General features: G+C 48.8%; 26 protein-coding genes. 15 read left to right on the plus strand and 11 right to left on the minus strand.

The window, feature by feature from the left end:
* Positions 1–4 precede the first annotated feature (4 nt).
* The 8 genes from JSU04_06985 to JSU04_07020 are packed head-to-tail and all read left to right on the plus strand — an operon-like array spanning position 5 to position 7370.
* Positions 5–1186, plus strand: a complete 1182-nt coding sequence (locus JSU04_06985; GenBank protein ID MBS1970034.1) for a glycosyltransferase family 9 protein — start codon at positions 5–7, stop codon at positions 1184–1186.
* Complete coding sequence (locus JSU04_06990) at positions 1137–1310, plus strand: hypothetical protein (GenBank protein ID MBS1970035.1); 174 nt, start codon at positions 1137–1139, stop codon at positions 1308–1310. Before JSU04_06985 ends, JSU04_06990 begins: the two co-directional genes overlap by 50 nt.
* Entirely contained in the window at positions 1282–2736 is a 1455-nt protein-coding gene (locus JSU04_06995; GenBank protein MBS1970036.1) for a glycosyltransferase family 9 protein, read from the plus strand. Before JSU04_06990 ends, JSU04_06995 begins: the two co-directional genes overlap by 29 nt.
* Positions 2717–4765 carry a PAS domain-containing sensor histidine kinase gene (locus tag JSU04_07000; protein MBS1970037.1) on the plus strand — a complete coding sequence of 683 codons (2049 nt, stop codon included), beginning with the start codon at positions 2717–2719 and terminating at the stop codon, positions 4763–4765. The genes JSU04_06995 and JSU04_07000 overlap by 20 nt, the downstream gene beginning before the upstream one ends.
* The gene (locus JSU04_07005; protein ID MBS1970038.1) at positions 4762–5127 is read left to right on the plus strand and encodes a response regulator; all 366 of its coding nucleotides are present in this window, start codon (positions 4762–4764) and stop codon (positions 5125–5127) included. The genes JSU04_07000 and JSU04_07005 overlap by 4 nt, the downstream gene beginning before the upstream one ends.
* Positions 5124–5693 (plus strand): 16S rRNA (guanine(966)-N(2))-methyltransferase RsmD, encoded by a 570-nt coding sequence (gene rsmD / locus JSU04_07010; protein MBS1970039.1) that lies wholly within the window; start codon positions 5124–5126, stop codon positions 5691–5693. Before JSU04_07005 ends, rsmD begins: the two co-directional genes overlap by 4 nt.
* Entirely contained in the window at positions 5686–6174 is a 489-nt protein-coding gene (gene coaD, locus JSU04_07015) for a pantetheine-phosphate adenylyltransferase (protein ID MBS1970040.1), read from the plus strand. The genes rsmD and coaD overlap by 8 nt, the downstream gene beginning before the upstream one ends.
* Positions 6174–7370 (plus strand): pyridoxal phosphate-dependent aminotransferase, encoded by a 1197-nt coding sequence (locus JSU04_07020; GenBank protein ID MBS1970041.1) that lies wholly within the window; start codon positions 6174–6176, stop codon positions 7368–7370. Before coaD ends, JSU04_07020 begins: the two co-directional genes overlap by 1 nt.
* Positions 7371–7411: 41 nt before the next feature.
* On the opposite strand, the gene JSU04_07025 is transcribed toward JSU04_07020, so the two are convergent.
* Positions 7412–8749, minus strand: a complete 1338-nt coding sequence (locus JSU04_07025) for a hypothetical protein (GenBank protein ID MBS1970042.1) — start codon at positions 8747–8749, stop codon at positions 7412–7414.
* A gap of 185 nt (positions 8750–8934) precedes the next feature.
* Complete coding sequence (locus JSU04_07030) at positions 8935–10173, minus strand: hypothetical protein (GenBank protein MBS1970043.1); 1239 nt, start codon at positions 10171–10173, stop codon at positions 8935–8937.
* A 151-nt stretch (positions 10174–10324) separates the two neighbouring features.
* Here JSU04_07030 and JSU04_07035 point away from each other — a divergent pair, with 151 nt between their 5' ends.
* The 7 genes from JSU04_07035 to JSU04_07065 all read left to right on the plus strand — a co-directional run bounded on the left by JSU04_07035 (position 10325) and on the right by JSU04_07065 (position 17852).
* A complete protein-coding gene (locus JSU04_07035; GenBank protein ID MBS1970044.1) occupies positions 10325–11176 on the plus strand; it encodes a DUF2802 domain-containing protein in 852 nt (283 codons plus the stop codon).
* 111 nt (positions 11177–11287) lie between these two features.
* Positions 11288–12646 carry a hypothetical protein gene (locus JSU04_07040; GenBank protein MBS1970045.1) on the plus strand — a complete coding sequence of 453 codons (1359 nt, stop codon included), beginning with the start codon at positions 11288–11290 and terminating at the stop codon, positions 12644–12646.
* Positions 12647–12672: 26 nt separating this feature from the next.
* Complete coding sequence (locus tag JSU04_07045; protein ID MBS1970046.1) at positions 12673–13752, plus strand: polysaccharide deacetylase family protein; 1080 nt, start codon at positions 12673–12675, stop codon at positions 13750–13752.
* Positions 13753–13764: 12 nt separating this feature from the next.
* Complete coding sequence (locus JSU04_07050; protein MBS1970047.1) at positions 13765–14157, plus strand: YkgJ family cysteine cluster protein; 393 nt, start codon at positions 13765–13767, stop codon at positions 14155–14157.
* A gap of 535 nt (positions 14158–14692) precedes the next feature.
* Positions 14693–15769: a hypothetical protein gene (locus tag JSU04_07055; GenBank protein MBS1970048.1), complete on the plus strand. Its 1077-nt coding sequence runs from the start codon at positions 14693–14695 to the stop codon at positions 15767–15769.
* Positions 15770–15801: 32 nt separating this feature from the next.
* Entirely contained in the window at positions 15802–16536 is a 735-nt protein-coding gene (locus tag JSU04_07060; protein ID MBS1970049.1) for a hypothetical protein, read from the plus strand.
* Positions 16537–16628: 92 nt separating this feature from the next.
* The gene (locus tag JSU04_07065) at positions 16629–17852 is read left to right on the plus strand and encodes a sorbosone dehydrogenase family protein (GenBank protein MBS1970050.1); all 1224 of its coding nucleotides are present in this window, start codon (positions 16629–16631) and stop codon (positions 17850–17852) included.
* Here the strand turns inward: JSU04_07065 and rfaE2 are convergent, their stop codons facing one another.
* From rfaE2 to JSU04_07110, 9 genes are all read right to left on the minus strand, one after another.
* Entirely contained in the window at positions 17853–18320 is a 468-nt protein-coding gene (rfaE2, locus tag JSU04_07070; GenBank protein MBS1970051.1) for a D-glycero-beta-D-manno-heptose 1-phosphate adenylyltransferase, read from the minus strand.
* Between the two features lie 6 nt (positions 18321–18326).
* On the minus strand, positions 18327–19109 hold the full coding sequence (locus tag JSU04_07075) for an RDD family protein (protein MBS1970052.1): 783 nt from the start codon (positions 19107–19109) through the stop codon (positions 18327–18329).
* Between the two features lie 30 nt (positions 19110–19139).
* Positions 19140–19898 (minus strand): 16S rRNA (uracil(1498)-N(3))-methyltransferase, encoded by a 759-nt coding sequence (locus JSU04_07080; protein MBS1970053.1) that lies wholly within the window; start codon positions 19896–19898, stop codon positions 19140–19142.
* A 2-nt stretch (positions 19899–19900) separates the two neighbouring features.
* The gene (locus JSU04_07085) at positions 19901–20815 is read right to left on the minus strand and encodes a 50S ribosomal protein L11 methyltransferase (protein ID MBS1970054.1); all 915 of its coding nucleotides are present in this window, start codon (positions 20813–20815) and stop codon (positions 19901–19903) included.
* A gap of 60 nt (positions 20816–20875) precedes the next feature.
* On the minus strand, positions 20876–21475 hold the full coding sequence (locus JSU04_07090) for a hypothetical protein (protein ID MBS1970055.1): 600 nt from the start codon (positions 21473–21475) through the stop codon (positions 20876–20878).
* Between the two features lie 87 nt (positions 21476–21562).
* Positions 21563–21886, minus strand: a complete 324-nt coding sequence (locus JSU04_07095; protein MBS1970056.1) for a hypothetical protein — start codon at positions 21884–21886, stop codon at positions 21563–21565.
* Between the two features lie 111 nt (positions 21887–21997).
* Positions 21998–22744, minus strand: coding sequence for a hypothetical protein (locus JSU04_07100; protein ID MBS1970057.1), 747 nt, complete (start codon positions 22742–22744; stop codon positions 21998–22000).
* Positions 22745–22950: 206 nt separating this feature from the next.
* Positions 22951–25701: a hypothetical protein gene (locus tag JSU04_07105; GenBank protein ID MBS1970058.1), complete on the minus strand. Its 2751-nt coding sequence runs from the start codon at positions 25699–25701 to the stop codon at positions 22951–22953.
* Positions 25702–25712: 11 nt separating this feature from the next.
* Positions 25713–26975, minus strand: coding sequence for a collagen-like protein (locus tag JSU04_07110; protein MBS1970059.1), 1263 nt, complete (start codon positions 26973–26975; stop codon positions 25713–25715).
* Between the last annotated feature and the right edge of the window lie 15 nt (positions 26976–26990).

Below are 26990 nucleotides of genomic sequence, written 5' to 3' on the forward strand. Positions count from 1 at the left end.
GGGATTGCGTAAGATGCATCCTCAAGGCGAGATCCATTTGCTTGTGAACAAGCAATTCTCTCAGGTTGAGTTCCTCTTTGCGGGACTTGTCGATAAGTTTATTTATTTTGATCGCGAGGCTTTTCAAAAAAGCTGCGGCGAAAAGGAATACAATATTCTTTGGGGTTTTAAACACCTTCGCGAGTTCGTTGAAGGTGTGAACCAGAATTCTTACGACACGGTTTACAATTTTACTCATAACCGTCTCACAGCACACTTGTCAGGACTGATCTCGGCGCAAAAGCGCGTCGGTATCTACTCTCAGAACGGTGCCTTCTACGGGCTGACAAGTCCGTGGATTCAATTCTTTAATAATTACTTTGGCCGCCGGGAAGCCGCCGGTTTCCATTATACCGAGCTATTGGCAAAAGCTTTGGATATCCCGCTTGAGCAGGGTGCGATTCAATGGCGTCGTCCTTCCGGTAAAAAAACCGTGTTAATCCAGCCGCTGACCAGTGATGCGAAAAAGAACTGGGATCTGCAAAAGTACAAAAATCTTCTCGAAACTTTGCAGCAGAAAACGTCCTACCAAGTTCAGGTCCTCGGAGCGCCCTTTGAAAAAGAGCGGCTTTTGCAGCATTTTTCAGAGGAGAATTTACTGATTTGCGATTTTCAAGGAGCTGAAGCAGCCCTTAAAAATGCAGCCTTGCTGATCACTGGCGACACCAGCATCAAGCACTTGGCGGCGCTTCATGATCTACCGATTCTAGAGCTGGCGTTGGGAAGCAGTCAGCCGTTACAGGTGGGAGCGTACTCGAACAATTCAGTGATTTTACAGAGCCGGGTGAGCTGTGGCCCTTGTCCACATTCAGAAAAATGCTCTCAAGTGAGTCATCGTTGCGGTGAACAGTTGCCGGTGACCGCGGCTTATGAAGCCGCGCGAATGCTGTTAAACTTGGATCGCCCCGCGTGGGAAAGTTATGCGCAGAAATACGTAGAGCTGAATGTATTAAAGACGGAAATCCGTCATCTTATGGGATGGACCGTGCAATGCCTGTCGGTTGCCCAGAAAAATCAATTTGATGAAGTTATACAAGCGAAGACGATGATCGTCGAAGAACTGAATCGTCGTACAGAATCAAGTAAGGGAGTTGCAAATGAACAACGAACTCGAAAGCTATCTGTCAGTGGCGCTGAAGCGTCTTGAGAAAGCTTATAAAGAAGTTTTAAAAACCCAAGGTTACGATGAACAAGCAGAGAAGTTGAAGCTTTTGGCGGAGCTCGTTAAAGAACAGGGACCACATGAAAATTCTAGTCATTCAGCTCGCTAGGCTTGGCGACATTTATATGAGCTGGCCTGTTTTGCGGGCGCTCAAACGGTTGCATCCGAATTCGGATTTGCATTTTTTAACCCGTTCGAAGTTCGCGGCGGCCACTGAAGGCGTGCGCGTCGTTGATCGGCACATTCAGATGCCGACGTCGAATATTCTAGAGCCCATGATTCAACCGGCGGCTGATGTCGATGGCTCGCTGGCGCGTTTGGATCATTTCATCGCGGATCTTCGTAACGAAGAATACGACTGGGTGATTAATTTGACCTTCTCTCCGGTATCAAGTTACTTGGTGCACGCGATTTCGAATCCAAACACCCGAGTGACGGGATATACCCGCCATGCTGACGGTTTCCTGAATATTCCGGATGAAGTCAGCGCCTACTTCTACGCCCAAGTTGGTGTCCACAGTCAGAATCGTGTTCACTTGACGGATATTTTTATTTCCATGCTGGGTTATGAGTACAAAGAAGAAGACTGGCTCGGTCCTCAGCTGGACGGCCGTGATTTCGGCCTGCCGCCGAGTTTTGTGCTGGTTCACATCGGTGCCTCGGAAGCGAAGAAATCTCTGCCGCCATTTAAGTGGGCAAGAGTTCTAAAAAACTTCTTCGATCACAATTTGGAAACTCCGATTGTGATGATCGGTGCCGCGAATGAGAGAAATCTCGGTGAAGCGATTGAAGCGGGTGTCAGCCGTGGCCGCATCATCAATTTGATCGGTCAGACGCATCTTCGTGATATTTTCCATCTGCTTAAGAATGCGCGATTGTTGGTGGGTTGCGATAGTGCGCCGATGCATATGGCGAGCCTGACAAACACGCCATGTTTGAACGTTAGCTTTGATTCGGTCAACTTCTGGGAGACCGGCCCCAAGGCAACGCAAAGTTATATCTATAAAGCGAGCTTTCCCGAGGACGTGGTTTCAGAAGAACTCGGGTTGTACATGCACCAGGTATTGTGCGGGCAATCTCCGGCAGGCCTTATTCAAAGAAGCGCCGGACTTGCAAGCTATCAGGTTCCTCAAGAAGATCCCCGAGAACTCTTCACATGGAATCTGATTCAGGCACTTTACCTGAGTGGTGATTTCCCGATCGTGGATGATCTGCAGTTTGTTCAGGCCATCGAGAAGATTTCCGAGGTCAACAAGATCGCTCAGGAAAACATCCGCGCCATCCCAGACAAAGGTCTGGACGTGATGGGACCTTTGCTGGACCGTGCAGATGAAGTGATGGCGGCCGTGGCACGCATGATTCCGACGGTAGGACCGATCATAAGATGGTACCAGACGGAAAAGCTACGTATCCCACCTGGCACGCAAGAGAGCGTCGCTAGCCGCAGCTTGGAAATCCACGAAAAGCTGCAAAGAATCTTGAGCGTTTATATGCTTGAAGATAGCATTAAAGCTCATGAATCTAGCAAAGACTGACGCTGTAAAACCATTAAGAAGCGCCGATCCGATACTCTGGATCTCAAAGGATCCTTTGCCTCCAGAGTACCGGGCTTTATCGCTGATCGCGCGAGTGGATTGGGCTGAAGCTCAGTCCGCCGTTCAGGCTGAGCGTCTTTTGCAGGCCGGCCGTTTCTCTGTCATTCTGATTTCAGCCGATCTTGGCGAAAATGTGGCGCTTGATCTCGTTTACGTTGCCAAAGTTCATCAGGTTTTTTCAAGCCGGATCATTCGTTCGCAAGATCTTAACGAGCGTGTTGTACGCGAAGGAATTAATCGCGGCCAGGTTCAGCGAATTATTCCGCAGGAACTCGATGTTCAAACTTTCCGTGGCTTCCTGAACAGTGCCCTTGAGAAACATCTGCAGAGATCGCAGCAATCGCAGCTTCTCAAAGAATCTTCTCAAAGAAACCGTGAACTCGAAATTCTGACCAGCGGGCTGGAACAAATCGTTGAAGAACGAACTTTGCATATTGAGATCTCGCACACCGAAGAAAGCGAAAAACTGAGCCGCGAGCGCCTTTTGATCCGTTTTATCAAAGAACTCGCGGGACAGAGCTCTTTCGAGGATCTTTTGCAGGTTCTACGCAAAGAGCTTCGTAAGTTTCACAAATTAGGTGATCCGATTCTTGCTTATCGGGTGACCGGCTCAAAAACATCTCTGATGAGTTTTCATGGCGGCCAGTTTAGTCAGTCAGAGACAGCTCTTGAAATCGAATTCCCTGATAAGTATCAGCCGAACCATCCAGAGATGGCAAAACACTTTGCAAATCATTATGGACGGCCTTTTATTAAAACTTTGATTTTCCCTCTGGAGTTGAAGCTGATTCGTCAGTTCGCCGAGGGCAAGGCCGAAGCGATTTTGTGTTTTGAGAGTTCACTTGTCGACAAGGAACTGGGGTTTTTCCTCGAATACATGAATGACCGCCTCGGTCCTTTGAGCATGGCCTTGGATCGGGTCTTATTGGACAATCAGCTTTCAAGTTTCTCTTATCGCTGGGAAAAAACTTTCGATAGCATGAAAGATCCTATTGCTATCGTTGACGTCGACTATGAAGTCATTCGTGCCAATAAGAAGTTTTCGGTGATCGGTCACGAAAAATGCCACGAGAGTTTTGCCGGGAGTAAAAAAATCTGTACCGGCTGTCCTGTGGCCCAGGCGCTGAAGGAAAAAACTTCGGAAAGCGGGCAGATCAAAGTCGGTCCGCGCACGTATCAAGTCTATAGCTATCCTATTGCCAGCGAAGACGGTGGCCGCTCAACAACCGTGGTGAATCAGTATGTGGATATCACGGAGTCTCGTGAGCTTTACCTAAAAGTTCTTCAGAGTGAAAAAATGGGTGCCATTGGAAAGCTGGCCGGTCATATCGCGCATGAGCTGAATAATCCGCTGACGGGCCTTCGTTCTTTGGCGCAGGTTTTGTTGCACGAAGCTCCCAAGGGAGAGGCTTTGCATTCAGACCTCGTCGAAATTGAAAAGGCAGCGGTTCGTTCGCAAAAGATTATTAAAAACCTTCTTGAATTCTCGCAAAACGATACGCAGCCTCAGGCGCTTATTTCGGTCGATGAGATTGTTGAAAAAACTTTGCCGATGCTGAAAACCGCTTTGCGCTTGCATCGCTTTCAGTTGCATCTCGATGCTCGTCAGGCGCTGGTTGAAGTGGAGCCGCATCTTTTGCAGCAGGTGGTGTTTAATCTCGTGAATAACGCCTGCCAGGCGATGAAAGATCCGGGGACGTTGACCGTGACCTCGGGAATTTCCGGGAAGAATCCCCGCATGGTGGAGTTGCGCGTGTCAGACACCGGCCCAGGCATTCCCCAGGAAATTCAAAACAAAATATTCGAAGCTTTCTTTACAACCAAAAAAGAGGGATTGGGCACGGGCCTTGGTTTAAGTATGTCGAAGTCCATCGTTGAAAGATTCGGCGGCGACATCCACTTTGAAACCGAGTCAGGCAAAGGGGCCGTGTTCTGTATTACTTTGCCTATTAAAGAGTTCGCAGCATGAAGATCTTAATCGTCGATGATGAACCTCTTGTTCGCCGTTCACTGGGCCGCGCTTTGAAAAGCCATGGCCACGATATTCTTGAAGCCGAAGACGGTCTGCAGGGGCTGCAAATGTGGCGCGAACAGAAGCCGGACTTGGTCTTTTTGGATGTCCTTATGCCGAAAATGACGGGCCCCCAGGTGCTGTCCGAGGTCGGTAAGCAGAGATCTGGCAAAGTTATTCTGATTTCAGCGTTTTCTGGTGAGCATAATATGGAGACGGCCTTGCAAATGGGCGCGGATCTTTTTATACCAAAGCCGTTTGATGATATTTTTTCGATTGTTGCAGTCGCCGAGAAAATGGCTGAGGGTTTGCAGAAATGAGAATTATTTCCGGAAAGTACAAAGGTCATCCGCTTGTGGATTTTCAAGCAAGTCACATTCGTCCTACGACAGACCGTGTGAAAGAGACCCTGTTTAATAAACTCATGTTTGATATCGAGGGTTCACGCGTGGTGGATTTATTTTCGGGCACCGGCAATCTGGGGCTTGAGTCTTTATCTCGTGGCGCACGTGAAGTGATTTTTGTAGAAAAGCATCCGAAGTCGCTTGAAATTCTTCGTCAGAATCTAGCAAAGCTCAAGGTTCCAAGCACGGATTACAAAATCGTCAATATGGACGTTCTTGCCTATTTAAAGAGCTATCAAGGGGAGACCTTCGATATCATTTTTGCGGACCCTCCGTTTACTGAGAAAATGGCTCACGCAGTCATGGAACATGCGAGCCAAAGCGCTGCTTTTGGGCCGCAAACTTTGATGGCCATTGAATCTGAGCGCCGCGAAAGAATGGAAGACCTTTACGGCGATCTAGAGCGTTACGACCGCCGTGAGTTTGGCGACAAAATCCTATCTTTCTTCTCGAAAAAACAGGATAAAGAGAGCCATGAGTAAGATCGCTGTTTATCCAGGAAGTTTCGATCCAATCACCCTCGGCCACGTAGATATTATCCAAAGAATTTCGCATCTCTATGAAGAGACCGTGGTGCTGATTTCGCAATCTCCGAATAAAGCCTCACTCTTTACAACTCAAGAGCGCAAAGAGCTCATCGAAAAAAGCTTGTCGCATTTAAAAAATGTTAAAGTCGATATTCATGAAGGCCTGACCACGGACTACATGAAAAAAATCAAATCCGATGTCATCGTGCGGGGCCTGCGTGCGGTTGTGGATTTCGAGTATGAGATGACGATGGCCAATATGAACAAGATGCTGGCCCCGAGTATTGAAACGCTGCTCGTGTTCGCAGATCCCAAATATTATTTTATTTCTTCTCGTGGAGTGAAAGAAGTTGCCCAGCATGGCGGCGCTCTCACTGGTTTAGTCACAGACGTCGTTGCTGAGGCATTGGCGAAAAAAATGAAGAGGTCCAAATGATGTTATCAAAAAGAGCACAAAATTTAAAAACCTCTCCCACTCTGTTCCTCGTTGCTAAAGCCAAAGAACTTCAAGCCAAAGGGCATCCGGTGATTTCGCTCACTGTGGGCGAACCGGATTGGCCGACGTTCCCAGTGGCAGCCGCTGCGGGTAAAGAGGCCATCGAAAAAGGCATTACAAAATACACTCCAGCCAACGGCACTGTTGAGCTTCGTCAAGCTGTTGCAGATAAAATCAAAAGTGAAATCGGTCTTGAATACACGGTTAAAAATGTGACGGTTGCTTCGGGTGCGAAGTTTATCATCTTCGGCGCTTTGCAAATGCTCTGCAGCCCTGGTGATGAAGTGATCATCAATTCTCCGTACTGGGTGAGTTACCCCACGATGGTGGAGCTCGCTGACGGCGTTCCCGTGGTTGTTGATTGTGGCGAAGATGTGAACTTCAAGATGACTCCGGAAAAGCTCGAGAAAGCGATCACGCCAAGAACCCGCGCGTTCTTGTTTTGCTCGCCGAGCAATCCAACGGGTCTGGTTTACACTCGTGAAGAGCTGAAGGCCCTTGCTGAAGTTTTGAAGCGCCATCCACAAGTGGTGGTGATTTCTGATGATATGTACAACCGCCTGATGTTTGATGGTACAAGCGTAGCTCCGCACATCTTGCATGTGGCGCCGGAGCTCAAAGACCGCGTGGTTCTCGTGAACGGCGGTTCTAAGGCTTATTCTATGACCGGCTGGCGTATCGGCTGGGCTGTGGGGCCTGAGAAGCTGATTACGGCGATGGGTGACTATCAAAGCCAGTCGACGGGGTCACCATCCAGTATTTCCCAATACGCTGCCGTGGCGGCGATTAAGCATTCCGAGCCGGATATCGCAGAAGTCGTAAAGACCCTCATTCAACGTAAGAAGGCTGCGATGGCTGCTTTTGCCGAAGTTCCACAGCTTCGCGTGATTGAGCCGCAAGGGGCGTTCTATCTGTGGGTCGAAATGAAGTCGATCTATGGCAAGTCTTATAAAGGCCGCAAGATTGAAGGCTCGAAGGACTTCGCGGATATTCTGCTCAATGAATATTTCGTAGCGACAGTGCCTGGATCTGAGTGCGGCTGCGACGGCTATTTGCGCCTGAGCTTTGCGTGCTCGGAGGCTCAAATGAAAGAAGCCATCCAGAGGATGGCTTCTTGTTTGGCTCAGTTAAGTTAATAATCCGTTATTAAAATTCTGCTTTACTGTGCACGCTTACATTACTGTGCACAGTGGTATTGCAATGAAACCCAGTCGTTTTGTTGCAATGCTGGATTGAAAGTAATCACCGCACCACTCACGCTATAGGCTGATGCAGGTAATGCCGCCGCAGACGCAAGACCCGCTTGAGTCGAGGCCTTTTTCACTGTCAATGAAGTCGGAGCGCATTCCATCGTCAGCTTAGAGAGCGTGTTCACAACCACGTCACTGAACAAATTCAGTTTCAGGTCTGAAGAACACAAGCTCGCTACGCCACCGCCAGTTAATGCTGATGCCTGTTTGTAAACAGTACCAGTGTAGTGTGGTGAGTAGTAAGGAACACCGTCTTTTACGAAGCTCGCGTTGTTGTTCAACTGAGTCGTACAAGCATCTGTGTCTGAGATGATCGAGTTAAATGTAAAGCGTGACGTATCTCCGAACACAGCATTTGCCTGAGATACCAGGTTTGACGGCTGATCTTGGAACTCAAGAACACGCAATGCGCCTGTACCATACTCACGGCAAGATGGAATCTCTTTGTCACCCAAAGCTGTATTTACGCGAGAGCAATCACCGGCAACAGAGCGCTCATCTTCGTCAGACAAAAGGATTACGGCTACTGAAGAACCTGCGCGATAACAGCTTGATGTATTATGCTGTCCGCTGGCTTTCCAGTTTGCAAAGTGGTTGTAAGCCGCTTTAATACCGCGTTCGTCACCAGTACCAGAGTCGCCGGAACCGATTTTAGGAATGGTGTTATTAAAGATATTGGCATCAGCAGAAAGATCCGTTTTGTTGATTGCGTACTTACCGTTCACCCAAGGAAGTGAAACACCCCAGTACCAGTTACCGCCAGTATAAGTACCTGTGCAGTATCCACCAGTACAAGTGTGAGTACCTGTGCCAGAAGCAGTACCACCTTTATTCATGTCAGTAGTGACTGTTAAGCACATTTGCCAATCGATATTCAATGAGTTCATTTGTGAAGCCAATGCCGACATTGATTGAGCCATCTTTTGTTGGACTGCAATCATTGAAGCGGAGTTATCGATAACCAACAAGAAGTCGACTTTGTTGCTCGCTGCAGGAACCTGCAATGAGTAAGAAACGTCGCGAGCACCGCTTGGTGGTGGAGTCGGAGTTGGTGTAGCGCCTGGTACGCTGCCGTCATCGCCTGGGCGAGGTCCGCCATCATTACCTGCGATCGCGCCATCATCGCCTGGTGTGCCGTTGGTGCCAGAAGTGGTGCCAGTTCCATCAGTCGATGAACTCGCAGAAAAACGTACGTTTCCACAAGCAGCCAGAAAGGACATCAAGAGTAAAGAAACAGTTACACTCTTAAAAAGATTCTGAGCCATGGTTATCCCCCTGAGGACAAGTTAGCATAGCCAACTAAATACACAAAGGTATTAATAGGGGGTTCCTACTTTGGGACGTGAGTATCCAAGAGGCTAGACCACTGACTGTACAGGGGTTTTTCGGGTGTAGACTCCCTGTACAGGGGGTGTTCAGTGATTTTACGGGTGTAAAATCACCGACAAAATTACGGATTACACTTATAAGTCATCGTTACGCGTTTGCCTTCAACAACAGCGTTCGTGAATTTCAAGTTCGCGCCATTCAACGTGTAGGCTGTTGTGTTAACTCCATCGATCGCAACCACAAGTGTTCCCGAAACTGGAGCACATTCTAATGTGAGCGATGAGACCGAGTTCAAGATCTTGTCTTTAAAGAGGTTCAGATTTGTCGAGAAGTCATCAGCACAGATACTGCCGACACCGCCATTGGTCAGGTGCGAGGTCTCGATGTACTTCGTGCCTTGATGGCTCGGAGAGCGTTGGTTCAGCTCATCCGGTGTCTCATCTTGAATCTTTTCACAAGCTGAATCCGCCACGACGATGGAGTTAAAGGTGAAGCGCACGTTTGTACCGAAGACTGTCTTAGCTTGAGACAAGAGGTTGTTCGGCATGTCCGCCGCCTCGAGTGGCAAGCACGTTTTTGGATCTTCATTCATATTCGTTTTTATGCGGGAGCAGTCGCCACCCACACTACGTTCATCTTCATCGGAAATTACGATCACAGAAACTGCTGCCCCACTACGATAACAGCCGCTCGTTCCGGCAACGCCCGGTTCACCGTTATAGAAGTGGTGATAAGCCGCTTTAATGCCACGTTCATCACCAGACCCAGGAACGCCGGCGCCGATGGCATTGATTGTTTGAGTGAAGATATTGTTGAGGTTCGATGTGCCCTTTTTCAAAACGTACTGTGGTGTGCCTGCAGCCGGTGAGTATCCCACCCAGTTTACGGAAGCACCCCAGTAGTAGTTATTGCTGATCAGCTGACTGCGAGTCACAGTCACACACATTTGCCAGTCCATTGGAACGCTTTGGCTTTCAAGCAAATTTGCGAAGCCAGAAAGTTTGCTAGCAAGCTTTAACTGATCGGTTTTCATTGAGCCGGAATCGTCGATCACTAACAAGATGTCGACTTTATTCGGATTTGCAGGAACCACTTCAGAGTAAGTCACTGTGCGTGGAGTACCTGTTGGCGTCGGTGTTGGTGTTGGTGAGCTTCCGCCTGGAGGAGTGGCTGTAGGGCTTGTTCCTGGAGAAGGTGTTGGAGTTGGACCACCACTGTCGTCGTGGATGCCATCGCCATTCGTACCGTCGCTACCAACTTTCTCGGTTGAGAAACCTGTGAATTTAACATTCCCGCAAGACGCTAAAAGCATAGCGGAGGCGATCAAAATGATGAGTCTCTGTAAAATAGACGGCGTCATGAATTCATTCTCCCTAAGCCTGAGCTTAGCATAAGCTGTCTCATAAACATGCGCCTACGAAAACTTTTGTCTTAAACTGAGACCTTGGTCCATTGTAGGTCCAGGCGGTTTTCCTCTAAACTGGTCTGTATAAGGACACGACGGAGGCCCTGTGAGCTTTTGGGTATTAACGCAAGTATTTGTGGATTTGATTCTGGTCGCGGGATGCGTGGGTGCGTGGATTCGCCTGCAGCGCCCTCAAAAAGATGATCCGCGCCTCAGCAAAGGCCTGCAGCTTTTGCAGAGTAAGATTGCTGTCCTCGAAGACTTGTCTGATCGTACGGAAGTTCAGGTTCAGCAGTTGACGACCTTGCTGGAACAAAAAGTGCGCGAGATCCAGCAGCAAGTACAAAACTCCGATAAGCAGCTTCAGAAAATTGAGCAGGCCATGCAGAAGAGCCTCGAAGTTGCGAAGATCTTTCAAGACCGTATCCCCCACAATGAAATCGTCGAAAGACAAAGCACCATTAAATACGTGAAAGCCGCACGTCTGGCCCATCAGGGGATGAGCGTGCAAGAGATCGCGGCTCAAGTAGATCTTTCTTTGGGTGAAATCGAGATGATCGCGCAAGTGAATAAAGACCAGCTGATGTTCTGTGAAGAGAGTCTGCCGGAATGGGCGCAAGCTTCGACGGAACCACAGGCGGCGATGATGGCGGCGGCGGGGGATGCCGATGTGGATGCTTTTCAGGAGTCACGGATTGATCTAGAAACTCCGCTCAGCCGTGAAGTGCCGGTGGATTTGACGAAGGCATTTGAAGTGCCTAAGGCCGATCAAGAAGCTCTGAAAAAGTTGGGCGATGCTTTCCGCCAGGCTTGCGAAACGGCGAACCACCTGCAGCAAGTGACCCAAGGTTTTGTTGAAGACAACAAGCCTGTTACGAAAACCGAGATAAAACCTGAGGCCAAAGCAACCGGCCCGGTGATTCGTCCCGTCACGTTTCCACGCATTGATTCCCTCTAAAATCTAATTGAAGTCTCTGTTGTTACGGCGGTGTTACCGCCGTAATAAGCTTTGTTCCAGCACTCTCTGCTCGCTATGCCGCAGGTTGTGGTTTGTGGCATAACGGGCTTCATGGAAAAGTTATTAGAAAGCAAAGTAGAAAGAACATTTCAGGCGCGCGACTTTCTGGCTCTCCTTAAGAGACACGTTAAGTTGTTTGTGGGGCTTTTTGTAAGTCTCTTAGTTATTTCTCTGTTACTTTATATTTTTAAAATTCCTTACGTGGGAAAAGGGCGACTATTAGTCAACGATGCCCAGAACAGTCCTCTCCAGGCCTTTTCAACTGCTTACTTTGGCATGACCAAATCCGTTGCCGACGGGAAAAAAGGCAATACTCAAATTGGTAAGCAAATCGAAGTTCTGAAAACCCGCGAATTCTACGAAGAACTTTTAAAGCGCATCGATGTACGCGGAAGAAGTCCTAGCCTGCCAGTCGAAGAACAAAAAGCTTACGAGTATATTAAAGACAAGTATCTCAATGATGCCATGAAGGATGAGGCAAGCAGGCTCGCCTTTATTATGAAATTGGATTCTTGGTCTCAGGCGAAGCTCGAATCGGACTATGAAATCAAAGTGTCTTTTGCAACACCCTCCAAGGACCTTTCGATGTTTTTGACGAACACGGCTCTGGAACTGTCCTCTGAGTACCTACGCAATCGCGAGATGTCCGAGATCAACGAAGTTGAAAAGTTCATCGTCGACCAAAAATCGCAAGTCGATAAAAACATCAAAGAGCTCACCGAGGAACTCGCGAATTTTCAGGCTCAGCCCGAGAATTTGATCTCGCTCACCAGCCGTGAGAAAATGGGAGAGTACCTTTCGGATCTCATGGTGCGAATGAATGAAGCGCGCCTCAAAATTTCTGAAAATAACCGCGACATTGAGTTTCTTCAGGACGGCAACCCCGTTGAGAAGAATACCGGCAGCTCGTTGTACGGTGTCGGTGGTCGCATAGAGGCTTTGCGTTTAGAAAACAAAATGCTTGAAAGCCGGGTTGTACAGATAAAAGACTCAGTGGATAAGATCGGCAAGCATCTTAAGGTGCTTCCGGTGGCGGCCCAAATGCTTGAAGACAAGCGCAAGAAATCTGAGCTCGAGTACTTGAAGTACAAAGAGCTGACAGAGACTCTCGCCAAAGTCGAAGCACAGAAGCTGTCGGTCAAAGACCGCTTCGAAATTATTGAGCGGGCCCGCAATGACAATACGACTCCGCAAATAGACCTCGTGACCTTGTGCTTTTTGTGCATGGTTTTATCGTTATCTTTGGGTTTGACCCTCGTGTATCTGCAGCACCTTTGGACACCCATGGTGGTGCAGAAGGAAAGCGTTCGCAATGTGATGGTCTTCGACGATCACAATCAAGATCCGCGGGTCGTTATTGAAAACGCCAAAATCAAATTTCAACTAGGGAACCACGGTTCCGTGGAGTAGGTAAGATGCTAAAAAAATGTTACATAATGCTTCTGGCATTAGGCTTTGTCGCGTGCACAAAACCAGTGCACAGAGAAATCCAAGAATCCGTCGACAAAAATCAAAAAGCTAAGAGCATTCTTGAGTGGGAGAGCGCCGATGAAAATCCGCGCAACCTGTTTGCACGTTTGCGTGAAGAGGTGAAAACCAACGCCGGCTTAAGCAAGGAAGTCTGTGACGGTCTCTCTGAGTTAAAAGGTCAGGATCTTTCCTTGTTTGAAGAAGAGATTAACAGACCCGAGAACTTACCTATCCTGAAGGACTGCCGAGACTCTTTAAAACAATCGCTGGAAAAATACTGGCTAGAGCAAAAGCAACTGCTGGAAAAAAACTCTGGCTTGAATTTTCAGTTTCAGCCGCGCGTAGAAAAGCGCGATCTTTCAAAAGGCTATCGTGCAGCAACGGGTGACGTTCAACCGAAAGAGCTCATACTGACCTTTGATGACGGCCCTAACACCGAGCTGACGCCGCAGATTCTGGATATTCTTAAGGCCGTCAATGCCAGGGTAATGTTCTTCACGCTGGGACCCCACGTGCGCGAGAATCCGACCATTGTTTACCGTGCAGCTACCGAAGGCCACGTGATCGGCAGTCACTCGCTCACGCATCGCTGCCTTGCCAGCAATGCCATGTGCACGAAGGCGAACAACGGGACTCCGTTGACGTTTGATGAGGCAGTGAGTGAGATTCGCGGAGGGCATCAGGCGGTGTATGATATCTTGGGATTTGTGGATCCCTTCTTTCGCTTTCCCTACGGTGAATCGGATCCAGCTCTGGTGGCGTACTTGGCCGGGCGCCAAGTGGCGCAAATGTATTGGAGTATCGATTCCACCGACTGGAAAGCGCAAAGCAATCCGGATTTGCTGAAAGTGGTTCTCGATCAAATCGACAAAAACCAACGGGGGATCGTTTTGTTTCACGATATTCAGCGCCGGACCCTGGAAGTTTTGCCGGAATTTTTGAGGGCGATTTATGACCGCGGTTATACCCTCGTTGTTTTGCAGTCCATGGATGACAATGCTCGCTACGACAGTCAGCTCGTGACAAAGGCCCCCATCGTTCCGTAATATGAGCCCTGTATGGCTCACGTCGATATTGACCGTCCTTCCACTTGGAAATTCTACCGCAAAGGAATGTGCGATGGCTGCTTTGGCGGCTGTTGCACGATGCCCGTTGAAGTGAAGCTCAGCGACCTCATCCGTCTCGAAGTCGTCAGCCCAGACGAAGCCGCGGGCTCGATCAAGAAACTCGCAAAGCGGCTTATGAAAGAGGGCATCATCAGTAGCTACCGTCAGGGGACGGAGCTCTTTATGCTGACGCAAAAGCATGGCCGGGATTGCTACTTCCTCGACTCAAAAACGCGCCTCTGTACAGTGTATGAAAAGCGTCCTGGGGTCTGTCGGGACTTCCCGAGCATCGGTCCACGCCCGAGCTTCTGTCCTTGTACGCCGAAGGCGCAGCGATCTCGGTAGCTCCGCTTCCTGACGGCCGTCCGGGCCGTCAGGTTTCTGTAGTTTGGGAACTTCCTTCGATCTTATTTTGGATATTTAAACCAAGGGCCTTTCCTGCGAATCGTCTATTATACGACTGGGTAGTCTTATAGACGATTTGTCCTGAACAATATGAAAAGATCATCAAAGACTCTTCTTTAGAAATAAAGAATTCCCGTTAGACTTAATGAGCGTTTCAGTGAAATGGTATAATAGACGACTCACTCGTATAATATACCATTTCACCCAAAGGACCCTTTCTGCAAATGGCGTAACACGATCACGTGATCGCACTACGATCTCTAATGCACTTCGCTGTTCTTCTCACTGGGCGTGCGTGCACACAAGTCCTGAATGAGAGTGTCTCAGACTGAGACCGTCTAGCGGCTATACACACGTGCGCGCAAATTGCTCCGGTTGGCATTCCTTCCCAGAGTGAGACCTCCAGATGCTCTACAATCGAGCACCCATGGCACATCCTTGGCTTATTGAATAGTTATAACCAAGTGAGGTTTTTATGGGTAACACAAATCGATATGTAACAGGAATGATTCTGGCTGCAGCGATGATTGCCTTTGCAGGATTCTTCTTTCTGAGAGGTGCCGTAAGAACCGTTAAACATGCAGATTTCGACATGTCCTACAGCATGCCTCGTCCTAAGAGCGCGCTTTATAACTTCTTTTTTGGTCTAGAAGGCCGCGAGATCGAGCGCACTGAAATCAATCCATTCAAAGACAAAAAAGACGCTAAGAAACTTCCTGACGCTAAAAATGCACCTAAAATTGATCCTAAAGCTCAGGCTGCAGAAGCGGCAAAGAAAGCAGCTCAGCAAAAAGCGGCGGCAACAGCAGCTGCGGCTCAGAAAAAGCCTGAGATGAAAGTGACTATTAACAATGCGGCTCCAACGGCTCCATTGGTATCTAGCGATTTAAATCCAGAAACTCAGACTCAGTCGGGTGGCGCAATTGGTGCGATGCAAACGGCACAGGCAAACGCTAATAACCAGCAAAAGGCCGATACTTTGAGCGCAGCTCAGTGGCGTGCCTTGGTTGTGGGTCAGCCTACGAAAGAAAATGTGAACAAGCTTATCAACGCTTTCAACAACAAAGAAGTTGATGCGAATACATTGTACTTGATCATGAACGATTTGATCCAGAGTTCAAACACGGAAACTCAAGCGATGGCTCTGGTGATCGCTCAAGCAGTTCCAAGCTTGAAGAGCTTTAGCACAGTTTCTACGAACTATGACAAGTTGGACGCAACTAATAAAAAGACCGCTGACACATACATGATGAGCTACATGTCCGGTTCAAAACTTTCGATCTTGGCCTTGGCACTTCAGTCTGATGACACTCAAGTAGTGACTCACGCGGCACAAGTGATGGTGACAGGTCTTGAGCAGGCTAAAAATGGTCAAAACGCAGGCGGAACTCGTGCAAACAGCGGCGGCCGCGGTGTGGTAGCTTCGGGTACGAAGAACACTTATAGCCAGTTCGTTTCTATCTTCGAGAATTTAACGAAGAGTGGAGACTCTACAGTTGCTGGTCTTGCTCAAAACGCACTGACCCAAATCCAATCCCTCTCAAACACCTAGACTAATTCATAGAATTGGTTTTTGATGAAGAGATGTCGAGAATTCTGATCGCGCTCTTCATCTTAGGCATTTCATGGCAAGTATCTGCTGCCACGACACTCAGTTTGCCAACGGGCTTAACGGCCTCCGACCGTGAGGCCGCTCTGGGTATTTTAGGTTTTGGTTCTTCGGCCAAACTTCTTGCAAGTCCTTATCCTTTGGGCGGTTACGATGGGGTCGAGATTGGCCTTTCCAGCGAATACATTCCACTCGCCGATGTTGCTAGCCTCGGCAATAAAACAAATTCGAAAAGTGATTTAAATTATTTGAACCTGACTGTCGGTAAGGGCCTTTTTTACAATGTCGATGTGCTTTTGCAGTTTATTCCGCTGCCACAAGACGAAGCCATCTCTGGCTATGGAGCGCAGCTTCGCTGGGGCTTTTACGAAACCAAATTTATGCCGGCGGCCCTCAGTTTGGTCCTTCACGGCTCGGCGATGAATTTCAATAACGTTTTGGGGGCGCACACCACGGGCGCCGACTTGATTGCTTCAGTGAATATGAAAGACGTGTCGTTGTTTTTTGGTGCGGGTCAAGCTCGCTCTGTCGGAACTTTTGTCGGCGGAACTGGCGGGGTCACGGATTCAGGTGCGACAGAAGCGACAGATGTTGCTTCACCGCACACGGTTTTCGGCATCAGCATTAAAATGTCGAATGTCTTTGTTGCACTCGAAGTAGATCGCTACGTTCAATCGACCTATGCTGGAAAGCTGGGTCTTCGTTTCTAAGTCATCGATTATTATTAAAAACGGATTTCCAGTGCTATACCGCCGTCACAATTTTCTCTGACGATATTGCCTTCAACACGAGGGAGGTTTTCGTGAGAAAATATTGGCTGCCAATCTTTGTATTGTCTGTTGTTGCCGGCGCGGGCTTCCGCGTGTTCGCTGAAAAAAATCCAGTTTTGCCCCCGCCGTATCAAACGCCTTCGACTCCGAATGAGTCGAAAGTTATTGGCTGGCCTGCAGGAAAAACGCCGATCGCTCCGGCCGGGTTTAAGGTCACTCTGTTTGCAGAGATGGCGACGCCGCGCTTGATGTATCAATTGCCATCAGGAAATGTCCTGGTTTCCCAAGCCGAAAAGAAACCCGGAGATAAAGGAGACACTTCTCCGAATCAAATCACCGTGCTGAATATGAATGGCTCGGAACTTTCCAGCAAAGATGTCTTTGCCAAGAACCTGAAACTCCCTTTCGGCATGGCCGTCTGGAAAGATCAGATTTTTATTGCAGAACCTGAGCAAGTTTTATCTTTTCCATTCGATGGCACGCAAATCAACGGCCCGGGCCGGGTGATTGCGACACTGCCGTTTCCCGAGCCGCAACGTCACTGGACACGTGATTTGCTGATCTCAGAGGATGGCAAAAAACTTTATGTGTCAGTTGGCTCTGTTTCGAATGTTGGTGAAGCTCCGGATCCACTTGATCCGCACAATGCTGCAATTTTGCAAATGAATCTCGATGGCAGTGACGAAGTTATCTATGCCAGCGGTCTTCGTAATGCGGTGACCATGGCTTGGGAGCCCACAAGCGGAAAGCTTTGGGCCGTCGTGAATGAGCGCGATGAGCTCGGCGATGATTTACCGCCGGATTACCTGACTCACGTTGAAGAAGGCGGATTCTATGGCTGGCCTTACGCTTATTGGGGACCGCATGAAGATCCTCGCCGCAAAGGCGAACGCCCCGATCTCGTAGCAAAAACGATAACTCCAGACTTCGCTGTCGGCGCGCACACGGCTTCGACCGGTCTCGCGTTTACGACAGGTACCAAGATGGCGGCACCGTTCAATGAAGGCGCTCTGGTCACTCAGCATGGCTCTTGGAACCGTTCAAAGCTTGCCGGCTATAAAGTGATCTATGTACCGTTTAAAAACGGCGAGGCTGTTGATGGCGAGAAGGACTTTCTCACGGGCTTCATTGCCGATGAAACGACAAGTACGGTTTACGGCCGCCCGGTCAGCACATTGGTGCTTCCCGATGGCAGCGTTCTTGTTGCGGATGATGCTGGTGGAAAGATTTGGAAAGTATCACCAGAAGTGAAGTAGTTACTTTTGAGCTTTTTCGATGAGCTTGGTGGTGGACTTGCCATCCACGAATTGCAAAGACATCACCTTGCCGCCGTTGGCGATCACGAAATCGCTGCCGACGATCTGATCGATCTTCCAGTCGCCACCCTTAACGAGGATATCGGGCTTCACGGTTTCAATCAGCTTGAGCGGAGTGTCTTCGTTAAAGATCACAGTGTAATCAACGGCACCGAGTGCTGCCAAGATCTCTGCGCGGTCGGCTTCGATCTGCACAGGGCGGGTAGGGCCTTTTAAAACTCTCACGCTGGCATCGCTATTCACACCGACAACGAGAACGTCGCCGAGCTTTTTAGCTTCTTGCAAATAGCGAACGTGGCCGACATGAAGCAAGTCAAAGCAGCCGTTCGTGAAGACGATTTTTTTATTTTGAGATTTCAGTGAAGCCAGATCCTTGGCAATTGATTCGAATTTAGAGACCTGGCCCATGTGGAATTAAACCTTTTTAACTAACTTAGCTCCGGTGACTTCGCCGGCAAGATCGCGGTTCATTAAAGCGGACAGAATTGGCAATACGATAAAGCCAGTCACGATGACCAAAGCACTGCGAGCCAAAACGCGGATCGAATACATTGCCGTCGTGATTTCTGCCGGTTGACCGATACGTTGCTCAAACGCCCACTCACCCGGAGTCGCGCCCAAGAACATGCGGTTCACTAACAAGTAAATGAAAGCAACAGAAGCCAGCAAAGAGAACGTTGCAACGTAAACCATGCCGGACTCATCTGGATTTGCGAGGTTCGCAATCAAGTCCGCTTTTGTAACCATCAAAACAACGATCATGCAAAGCAGGCTCGCAGCGATGACAAGCATTCCGTCCAACAAAGCAGAAGAGAAGTTCCAAACATCTGGTTTGTACTCTTCAACTTTAGGAGTTGTTTGCTGTTGGATTTTTGCAGCCGATTTGTTTTCGAAATCCAAGCGGCGGTTCTTTTGCAAAGTCTTAAGGATTTCATCCACCGCCGAAGAAGACGGAGACGTTTCAGGCTCAACAGGCATTACCGGAGTTGCCGGCTTGCGTGGGAGAGGTGGACGCAAAGGATCTACAGCCTCTTCCTCAATCAGGGAAAGACCGGTTTGGTTCAAGCTCATGCCTGGCTTAGTCACTTCAAAAGAAGAATCGAGATCGGCTGCTTTTTGTGCCGTAGATGCTTTCTTTTTGTGAAAACCCAGACCTTCCGTGAGGGGCTTAAACTCAAACTCTTCAAATGGATCCATTCCATCTCCTTTTCCTGACGGGCAGAAACATCAACACATCAGATCAAAGTCATACTTTAGGACGGAGACTAGAGCCATGCAAGCCGTTTCCACTCTCAAAACTTGCGGTCCGAGGGTCACTGGATGAAGGGCCAGGTTGCCCATTTTTTCGACTTCAGCGTGGGAGAAGCCCCCTTCGCTGCCAACGAAGATCCAAATGTCTTTGATGGTCCCGAGCTCTCGCTTTTTTTCGGTTACATAATGCTTAATGCTGAGAGTCGACGGACCCTCATAAGCAAAAAGACCCATGACGGAGGACTTTTGGTTAAATGTTTTAAGGAAATCATCCATTTGCACAGCGGGAGTGATTTGCATGAGGTCACCACGGCCACTTTGTTGGGTCGCCGAGCGCACGATCTTATCCCAGCGGTCGACTTTATTGGCCGATAAAGCGCTCGGAGTGCGCACAAAACTGAATTCCGTGAAGAGCGGCTGAACGCTCTTTACACCCATTTCCACAGCTTTCTCAACAATCGCGTCCATGACAGGAAAGCGCGAAACCGCGAGAGCCAAGTGGATGTGGGGTTCTGGGAGGGGAGGAATCACGCGCTCTTCAAGCACGCGGGCTTCAGCAGCTTTTTTAGAAACAGAAACAACTTCTACGAGAAAGGCTTTACTGTCTTCGTTGAGGACTTCGAATTTCGATCCGACTTCTTGGCGGCACACATCGAAGATGTGATGAAAAGTGTCGCCGGTGAAATTTACGCGATCACCGTAGAGGTCTTTAGACTCAATCCAGTAGCGGCGCATGTTTATTCCCCAGTCGCAGCGTCGGTTTCAGGTTTTTGCACCCAATAGCCAACCCATTCTTCTTTTTCCAAACGGCGGAGGACTTTCAAGTTTGAAGCTTCGATGAATTTCTCGAAGAAAAGATTATCTCTTTCAGTCAAAATACCCGTCAGGAACAAGAAACCGCCCGGTTTCAAAACGCGGAGCAAGTCTTTACGGATATTGATGAGCACGCCATCGATGATGTTGGCGATCACTACATCGTATTCGCCGCGCACTTCTTCAAGAAGCGCATCGGAGATTTCGATTTGGCTCAGTTTGTTCAACTTCACATTTTCTTTAGCAACACGGCGAGCCTCTGGATCGATCTCGATGCCAGTCACAAGGCCGAAGCCGCTCTTCTGAGCCAGCATCGCAAGAATCGCCGTGCCGGTGCCGACGTCGAGCAATGTCCAATCAGGAATTTCTTTTTTGTATTTTTCAGAAAGCTTGTGCACGAAGTACGAAGCCATCTTCGTTGTTGCGTGCGTGCCGGTACCGAAGGCCATACCTGGATCAATGAAAATGGGCTGCTCGCACTCTGCTGGAGTTTCTAACCATGAAGGCACGATCCAGAAAGGACCCACGAGCTGGAATGGCTTAAAGCCTTTCTTCCATTCTTCGAGCCAATCTTTGTCTTCTTCTTCGAAGATACCCCATTTGATCGCTTGATCGATTTCGCTGAGTCCTTTGAAGAAATCTTCTGCCGGCTTCTCGAGGAAAAATACATCGAGGTCATGACTCTTCACTGGAACGAGATCTGGATCGTAAGTCAGATCAGGTTGAGTATAGGCCAAAGCTTCGGTCACACCGCTGGCTCCATGTTCAAAGGAGTGCTGAGTAACGTCGTCTTCGAGAAGGGTAGGGACTTGGCTTAAGCGAACGCGATAGTATGACATAGGGACGTAGTTGTGCCCTAAAATCCCGTTGGGGTCCAGCGGGGAGTTAAGATCTTAATTTTACTGAATTTTAGGGGCTGCAGCCTCTGCAGTTTTTTCAGTCTTTGGTGCTTCAGGAGCTAAAGATGCCGGGGCAGGGCCTTTTGCCATAGCCGGAGCTGGGGCCGCCGTCGGAACGACAGGTGCCGTTACAACGGCCACAACCGCTGTTTCTGGCTTCGCAACATGCTCAGCTGTTTTCTTTTTATAGACCGGTTTTGCGTTATCAACGAAAGCGCCTTTGAGGTCAATACGATCGCCGTTCATCATGCCGATCTGTTCAAGCATCGGGAGTTCATCGCGCGAAAGAAGTTTGTATTCGCGAGCCACAGAAACTTTGCCGTAGGTTGCGATCACACGAAGTTGACCGACGGGGATGAGAATTTCTCCGTAAGATTGTGAGCCGTTGGCATCACGGACTTGGATTTTTCTCATGGCAGTGACGACGAGGTTCTTTTTCAAGCCGTCGGATTCGCCGCCGCTGATATAGAAGTCTTTGTAAACTACGTCGTCGTCAGCAAGAGTGATATTACGACGGACATCGACAATACTCAGATCCTGGGCAAAGGTCTGCTGGGTTGCCGCTAGTGACGCTAAAATTAAAAATCCCCAAGGTTTCATAGTCTACACTCCCTGGGGATTTGATCGGTTGTTTTATTTTGAAACTATATTGGGCGATCGGCTAGCTTTGGCCCAAAATGAGAAGTGCTATTGGGAAACGATGGCACCTTGAACAGTACCATAGACCTTATAGCCGCCACTGGTTTGGTAGTAGAGATTGGTGTTGTTCGCGTTTGTCGCGCCCACGATACCGACAGACGAAGAGACCTTGTACTTGTTAAGGCCCGTGCCGACTTCAGAAGTCGCCTTCATTTGGCCGGAACCAGAAGTAATACCATGAGCTTGTCCTGGAGCTTTGAAGATTTCAATATCAGGCACGAGACTCTGGATAGAAGCCTCCATAGAACAGGCGGTCAGCATCAGTGCTAACATTGCAAAGACAATTACAGACTGTAACTTTGCGGTTCTCATGTGAACCCTCCACTACATAACTTATCGGTTAAAAAGCAGTGAAGCTTGAAGAATCTAAAGAGCGTCTCACATTGAGACGCTCTTTACGGAAGTGTTGGAATTAGATCAGTTTTACTTAGAGGAAAACGGGTACTTTTGGCAATGATCGTTCTTGATGACCATCGAGCTTACGTGGCCGTTACCTTCGACGTTATAGCGGGCGCCGATACCACAGCCATATCCTGGATCCGAAAGCCAATCCATATTTTCAATCACGACATCCGCTGTTCCTGGGTGTGACACGGTTCCCGAAGCTTCAATAGTCAAATTGCCATACAAATTCTTTGCAGTCAGTTTCAAATGGCCACCAAGGTCGCCATTTGTAATGAGACCTGTCTTAGCGATAATGGTATTCGCAGTAATTTCTAAGTCTTCGCCGCCGGTTTGCAGTCTGGCCCAGTCTTCGAAGATAAGCATATCGACTTTAATGTGTCCGTTGGCGTGCAAGGAAGAAAGCGGAGTAAGACCACTAATGACAAGCTGAGTTTTTGGGATGGGGTTAGGAAGAGTTTCTGCTTTGGAAGGATCCGCGGGGTTTTCAGAGCTGCTACCTTTGGGATGTAAAAGTTCATTGGCGGGGCCTGAGCCAGAGTATCCACCCTTATCACAAGCTGCTAAGAGAAGAGTTGTTGCGATTACGATAGATGTGATGAGTTTAGGAATGACAACTACTTTACTTTTCTCTGCCAGAGGATTTTTTATCTCTGCTGCTAGTTGGCCTTGGTATTCAAGGTTTAGAAAAGTTTCGATATCTTCGTTGGTTTGGCTAAGAGTTGATTCATAAGTATTAGGTACAAGTGCAAATAGATCTTTATTCATAAGTTTCCCCGTTTGGATTTTAGTTTCGCCTCCCAGTAGAGCAAGGGCTGGGCCAGGGCTTTGATGGGGTCAGAGTTAATATATCGAAGCTGGGCACTAAGTTCGGGGGATTTGTCTGAGATTTCGGAAAGTCTCAGTCCTAGGATTTGGACCGGCATAAAGAAAAAAGCCCCGAGGCGGAGGGAGCCATCGGGGCTTGTGAGAGCTTATTGAGTCGGTTGCTTGAACAAAATCAACTCTGTCAGCAACTGCTGTTCTGGTGGTTTCAGGCTGTTGGGAACGACCTTTACCAGTTCGTCGGCCACCTTCTCTTGCATTTTTACGAGCAGAGAAAGCTCTGGCGGATAGTTGATTATTCCTTTAGTCAGGTCCTCCGGTTTAGGGAGGCTGATTGAAACCTTGGACTCCGCTTTCCATACGAGACTCACGTTCGCGGGCGCTTCAAGATGGCCGATAAACGGAATTCCAAGAGCCTTCACCATATCCTGAACGGAGTTTGTACTGAAAGCCTGAGTATAAGCGGCGACAAAGTTGGGATCCTTTGCGCGTAGGTAGAGGTAGTAATGCAAAAGATTTTTCGCCATCACTTCATTTTCACGAACGAAGCAGTACTTGCTGTCTTTTGCTTCACAACTCACAGGCTCGGCAACGATCGTCTCCATTTTGCCAACCAAGTTCGTCAGAAGAGGTTCGCCAGCGAGCAATGACTGTTGAGCAATAGCGACTTGAATAGTCTCAAGCGCTGATCTCAACCAGAACTCAGATTGATTTTGCTTCTGTGCAACGGCGCTTGATCCGTTCCATGAACTTTCAACAGCATTCGGAAGGCTGTTCCAAGCTTCGCCCGAGACAGCGAGCATCGGATGCAGAGCCAACAACACAGAGACATATCTTTCGAGGGCATAGATCGACACCATCTCGCTTAAGTCTGTTCCTAAAGAATTGTCTTGCGAACCCAGAGAACGTTTCGCATAGAAGTCTTTACGGTCGAGACCGCTAAAGTTTGCTGCAGGCAAATGCAGGGCCATTTTCTCATAGTTCTTACCTTGATTTGCAGAGGCCAGAGTGAGTAATGCGGGATCAAAGCGCTTTTTTCTGAGCTGAAGCGGTGTTGCTACACCCGGCTTGCCATCCAAAGCCGCTTTAAGAGGGGTCTCGACAATAGCTTTATGCGAGAACGCATTTCCCATGGCAACTCCACAGCGGGCAAAAGATTGGCGCAACGAAGATTCATTCAGAAGCGCTTGACGGACGCTAGGCACAGCGAGTGCTTGAGCCAGCGTGTTTTGTACGGTTCGTGTCGAAAGCATATTCACTGGAACATTCACGCCGCTGTTGCTGATGGAGTTCACGCGATTGACCAGGTTTTTACAAGCGGACAAATCACTGTCGATTTGCATGCGGATGGCACTGCGGTTTTCAAGCACTTCATCTTGAACTCCTTCAATCGCCAGCATTTCCTGATTGTGGTACTCATCGAGCTTGTGGCTGAGGTCATCTAACTTCGCGAGAGTTTGTTTTTGTAAATCGAGAATCTGCTTTTGCATCTCGATGACTTTATCGAGCTTCATGTTTATTTTGCCGAGCTCAGCATTCATTTGCATTTGTCCCACGGCCATCGCTCCTGCTCCCACGGGGCCCATGACAAGGGCCGCGCCACCAGGACCGGCGAGCGCGCCAAAGGCTCCCATCAAGCCATCAGAGGCAAAGGCACTTGCAACTTGTTCGGCGACCTGAACGCCTTGTGTGATTTTCTTCGCTGTATTGAGGGCGTCTTCTAAACCTGGATCAATCTGAATACCGAGAGTCTGTGCGATCACGCGAGCACCATCGATCATTCCGTCGACAGCTCCGGCGGTTTTAGCAGCTCCTTCAAAGAAGGTCTTTGCATTTTGACTGAGAGGATGAGGTTTTGAAAGGAAGCTTTTTTCTTCTGGGGATGCCGGATCATCTTGACCGAGCAAAAGATCCGTCACGAGTTTGACAGAAGCTTTTTTGCTTTCATCAGTGATTTTGAGATTTGGGTCGATATTCCAATCGGGATTATTCTGAATATCCTTTTGAATCCCTTGCATGCCGGACTTCATTTTCTCCCAGCCTTCGGCCAGCGTGTCGTTGTACTTGTCCATTGAAGCCAAAATGAGGCGAACCTCTTTGACCTTTTCGCCGACAGCACGGACTTCATCGACTGTATGAACGATGTCTTGAACCGTCGGGTGATCTTTTAAGTAATCATAGAGTTCGGCTGCAATGTAGCCATACAAAAGGAGTTTGTGGGCGTCTTGATCTGCGAAATCATAGCCGGCCAAGCGCTGGTCCCATTGCTTGAGGACCTGATAGATCTCCTGAATAGCGGCTTTCGGGTTTTTGTTCTTTGTATTGTTGATTTGCTCAAGAGCTTTAGGACCCAATCCTGCGACGACTTCGCGGCCGATCTCTTTTGCATCTTTTTTGATTTTTTCGTTAAAGGCAGCTTGGACTTTCATGTAAGCCTGAGCTTGAGCTTCAGCCGCAGTTTGCAGGCGGATCTGCAGTGCAAAAGCACCTTGGGATTCTAATTGAGTGACCTGACTGAAGACCGCTCCTTTGAGCAGGGTCTCATCTTGAATAAAAGAGTTTTCGCCGAAAATCATCGCCTGCTTTAAACTGTCGAGCTTCGTCTGAACGGCATCGCGAACAGAGGGATCGAGATCACCCGAAATCCTACGAGAGCGGATCGATTCGAGGCTCTTGCTATCCAAAGACCACAGCCAGGGAGTCAGAAGTTCTGCCAGGGCGAAGTTTGGGTTTTCCGAGGCGGTGAGTTGAATCCATTTTTCTTGGGCGACTCCAAGTTGCGACACTTGATCCTGAACCGTCGGTTGGGTGATCCCCGCGGGCCCTCCTGAAGAAGAGGTGCAGGCAGAGACCGCCATAGAGACTGCGAGCATTCCTGAAATTAGTTTCTGATTTTTCATAAATGACTCCGTTATTCGGTTTTGCCGTTAATTGTTAAAACTGGTTTTAAGCTTTCTCCTGCAAATCCAGGGGCACCGGTCTCGCCGGCGTCACCGGCTGGTCCCTGAGGACCTGCAGATACATTAGATCTGCAAACTTCTGTGCGAATAGCACCGGGATTTCCGCCAGCACCACCGGCACCGCCTGGGCCGCCGGCTCCTGCTTCACCGCCGGCACCCGGAATCAACTCAACGCTGATCTGGTCGCGGGTCGCCTTCGTTGCGGAAAAGTTGAGAGTTCCCGTAGAGCCGCCTTGAGCTCCTGAATTTCCTTTGTTACCAGGAAGACCTTTGGCTCCGGGTTCGCCGTTTCTTGCATATTGTGGACAGTACTGCGAGCAGTGTTCATGGGGCGGGCGTTCAATGAGGGCCTGCACCGGCGGACTTACGAGCAATCCACTCCAGTCACACGCAGCATGGTCGGCAGAGTCACGGCCAGGAGCCGCTTGAGGAGGAACTTCCGTCACGGGAATCCCATCCATACCTTGTCCGCCTTTTTGCCCACGCATAATGAATTTCAAATTACCGGCAAGCAGATTTGTTTTAACGACGATGTCGCCGCCGTTTTTTCCGGTGTGACCTCTGATGGCGGAGGTGCCGGCATATTCTTCAGAGAGAGTTTCGATCCGGCCGTTATTAGAAAGAATGTTCGTTGCTGTGATCGAAATACTTTCCCCTCCTGTAACCAGGCGAGAATCTGTGTCGATAAAAAGGGTGCCAATGTCCAAATCAAGAGAGGTCAAAGGTAAGCTCGCGAGGTCCACGGTGCCTATGATGACGAGATCCGGTTTGATAGAGAAATTGATCGGCTGCAAGAGTTTGCCGTTACTAGAGATCTGATATTCGAACTTTTGTGTAGCAAGCTTTGCATCCTGGAGATTGATTGCATCAACGAGAACAGCTTGGTTGCCGTCGTACTGCACACCCGATGTATTCACATATTGATAGGAGCGAGCATTTTCGCTGAATTTTTTAATTTGAAGCTGCCCGGTTAGATCCTTGGGTATTTTAATCTGGATATAATAGATATTGAGGCTGCGCTCGAATTCCTCCAAATTTGAAAGATCCTCTTCGAGGGTAACTGCACGAGCCACTTTGAATTCAATGCCGTCAGTGCGAATCGGTTGTTCGATTTTGACTTCAGGTTTTGCTAAAGTTTTTTGTGAATCGGTTCCGCCGCTGCATGCAGTGAGCACGAGAGTTGTTGTTATTAAAATGGTCATTAGAGTTTTCATTTTTGGTTCCCCGTT

The sequence above is a fragment of the Bdellovibrionales bacterium genome (genome assembly GCA_018266295.1).
In the GTDB taxonomy this organism is placed as follows: domain Bacteria; phylum Bdellovibrionota; class Bdellovibrionia; order Bdellovibrionales; family Bdellovibrionaceae; genus JACMRP01.

Coding starts and splice junctions, on each gene's coding strand:
- JSU04_07025 (MBS1970042.1), bottom strand. CDS start 8,749: ATGGCTCAGAATCTTTTTAAGAGTGTAACTGTTTCTTTACTCTTGATG.
- rfaE2 (MBS1970051.1), bottom strand. CDS start 18,320: ATGGGCCAGGTCTCTAAATTCGAATCAATTGCCAAGGATCTGGCTTCA.
- JSU04_07040 (MBS1970045.1), top strand. CDS start 11,288: ATGGAAAAGTTATTAGAAAGCAAAGTAGAAAGAACATTTCAGGCGCGC.
- JSU04_07105 (MBS1970058.1), bottom strand. CDS start 25,701: ATGAAAAATCAGAAACTAATTTCAGGAATGCTCGCAGTCTCTATGGCG.
- JSU04_07030 (MBS1970043.1), bottom strand. CDS start 10,173: ATGACGCCGTCTATTTTACAGAGACTCATCATTTTGATCGCCTCCGCT.
- JSU04_07000 (MBS1970037.1), top strand. CDS start 2,717: ATGAATCTAGCAAAGACTGACGCTGTAAAACCATTAAGAAGCGCCGAT.
- JSU04_07085 (MBS1970054.1), bottom strand. CDS start 20,815: ATGTCATACTATCGCGTTCGCTTAAGCCAAGTCCCTACCCTTCTCGAA.
- JSU04_07090 (MBS1970055.1), bottom strand. CDS start 21,475: ATGAAACCTTGGGGATTTTTAATTTTAGCGTCACTAGCGGCAACCCAG.
- coaD (MBS1970040.1), top strand. CDS start 5,686: ATGAGTAAGATCGCTGTTTATCCAGGAAGTTTCGATCCAATCACCCTC.
- JSU04_07045 (MBS1970046.1), top strand. CDS start 12,673: ATGCTTCTGGCATTAGGCTTTGTCGCGTGCACAAAACCAGTGCACAGA.
- JSU04_07060 (MBS1970049.1), top strand. CDS start 15,802: ATGTCGAGAATTCTGATCGCGCTCTTCATCTTAGGCATTTCATGGCAA.
- JSU04_06995 (MBS1970036.1), top strand. CDS start 1,282: ATGAAAATTCTAGTCATTCAGCTCGCTAGGCTTGGCGACATTTATATG.
- JSU04_06990 (MBS1970035.1), top strand. CDS start 1,137: ATGAACAACGAACTCGAAAGCTATCTGTCAGTGGCGCTGAAGCGTCTT.
- JSU04_07080 (MBS1970053.1), bottom strand. CDS start 19,898: ATGCGCCGCTACTGGATTGAGTCTAAAGACCTCTACGGTGATCGCGTA.
- JSU04_07110 (MBS1970059.1), bottom strand. CDS start 26,975: ATGAAAACTCTAATGACCATTTTAATAACAACAACTCTCGTGCTCACT.
- JSU04_07005 (MBS1970038.1), top strand. CDS start 4,762: ATGAAGATCTTAATCGTCGATGATGAACCTCTTGTTCGCCGTTCACTG.
- JSU04_07050 (MBS1970047.1), top strand. CDS start 13,765: ATGGCTCACGTCGATATTGACCGTCCTTCCACTTGGAAATTCTACCGC.
- JSU04_07095 (MBS1970056.1), bottom strand. CDS start 21,886: ATGAGAACCGCAAAGTTACAGTCTGTAATTGTCTTTGCAATGTTAGCA.
- JSU04_07055 (MBS1970048.1), top strand. CDS start 14,693: ATGGGTAACACAAATCGATATGTAACAGGAATGATTCTGGCTGCAGCG.
- JSU04_07075 (MBS1970052.1), bottom strand. CDS start 19,109: ATGGATCCATTTGAAGAGTTTGAGTTTAAGCCCCTCACGGAAGGTCTG.
- rsmD (MBS1970039.1), top strand. CDS start 5,124: ATGAGAATTATTTCCGGAAAGTACAAAGGTCATCCGCTTGTGGATTTT.
- JSU04_07020 (MBS1970041.1), top strand. CDS start 6,174: ATGTTATCAAAAAGAGCACAAAATTTAAAAACCTCTCCCACTCTGTTC.
- JSU04_07100 (MBS1970057.1), bottom strand. CDS start 22,744: ATGAATAAAGATCTATTTGCACTTGTACCTAATACTTATGAATCAACT.